Origin of the sequence: Psychrobacter proteolyticus (assembly GCF_039762275.1) — a bacterium.
In the GTDB taxonomy this organism is placed as follows: domain Bacteria; phylum Pseudomonadota; class Gammaproteobacteria; order Pseudomonadales; family Moraxellaceae; genus Psychrobacter; species Psychrobacter proteolyticus_C.
Window position 1 is genome coordinate 1 of the sequence record NZ_JBDLOB010000013.1, and the last position, 1,247, is coordinate 1,247.

Genomic DNA, 1,247 nt, shown 5'->3' on the forward strand with positions numbered 1-1,247 from the left:
GACTAATTCATAAGCTCATTGCTGAGACTTAAGTCTTAGTTCAATACGTTAGCAACAACACCAGCGCCTACAGTACGGCCGCCTTCACGAATTGCAAAGCGAAGACCTTTGTCCATAGCGATTGGGTGGATAAGCTCTACGCCCATCTCAACGTTATCACCAGGCATTACCATTTCAGTACCGTCTTGTAATTGGATTGCGCCAGTTACGTCAGTAGTACGGAAGTAGAACTGTGGACGATAGCCGTTTAGGAATGGTGTGTGACGACCACCCTCTTCTTTTGACAATACATATACTTCAGCGTCAAACTTGGTGTGAGGAGTGATTGAACCTGGCTTAGCTAGTACTTGGCCACGTTGTACGTCTTCACGCTTAGTACCACGTAGTAGTACGCCACAGTTTTCGCCTGCACGACCTTCGTCAAGCAGTTTACGGAACATCTCTACACCAGTACAGGTGGTTTTTTGAGTGTCACGGATACCAACGATTTCGATCTCGTCGCCAACTTTAACGATACCAGATTCAACACGGCCTGTTACTACAGTACCACGACCTGAGATTGAGAATACGTCTTCGATTGGCATTAGGAATGCTTTGTCGATGTCACGCTCTGGCTCTGGGATGTAGGTGTCTAGTACGTTTAGTAGTTCTACAACAGCTGGTTGGCCGTATTTTTCTTCTGAGCCTTTTAGGGCTTCAGTAGCAGAACCTTTAACGATAGGAGTGTCATCGCCTGGGAAGTCATAGTCGTTCAATAATTCACGAACTTCCATTTCTACTAGCTCTAACAATTCTTCGTCATCTACCATGTCACATTTGTTCATGAATACGATGATGTACGGTACGCCAACCTGACGTGAAAGCAAGATGTGCTCACGAGTCTGTGGCATTGGGCCGTCAGTTGCAGATACTACTAGGATTGCGCCGTCCATCTGGGCAGCACCAGTGATCATGTTTTTAACATAATCGGCGTGACCTGGGCAATCTACGTGTGCGTAGTGACGGCTGTCTGTGTCATATTCTACGTGTGAGGTGTTGATTGTGATACCACGTGCTTTTTCTTCTGGTGCTGAGTCAATAGACGCGTAGTCTTTGGCTTCGCCACCAGAGGTGATTGCAGCTACGGTTGCGATTGCAGCGGTAAGGGTTGTTTTACCATGGTCAACGTGTCCGATTGTACCGACGTTGACGTGTGGCTTGTTACGTTCAAACTTGGCCTTTGCCATGGGTATTTCCTCTTTTTTTGG

1 protein-coding gene is annotated in these 1,247 nt (G+C 46.9%); it reads right to left on the reverse strand.

Annotation, left to right across the window (positions count from 1 at the left end):
* Window positions 1-35 precede the first annotated feature (35 nt).
* A complete protein-coding gene (gene tuf / locus ABFV72_RS13055; RefSeq protein ID WP_057758488.1) occupies window positions 36-1,226 on the reverse strand; it encodes an elongation factor Tu in 1,191 nt (396 codons plus the stop codon).
* Window positions 1,227-1,247 lie beyond the last annotated feature (21 nt).

What these genes read in the sequence shown, in the direction of transcription:
- tuf (WP_057758488.1), bottom strand. Translation starts at nt 1,226, where the DNA reads ATGGCAAAGGCCAAGTTTGAACGTAACAAGCCACACGTCAACGTCGGT.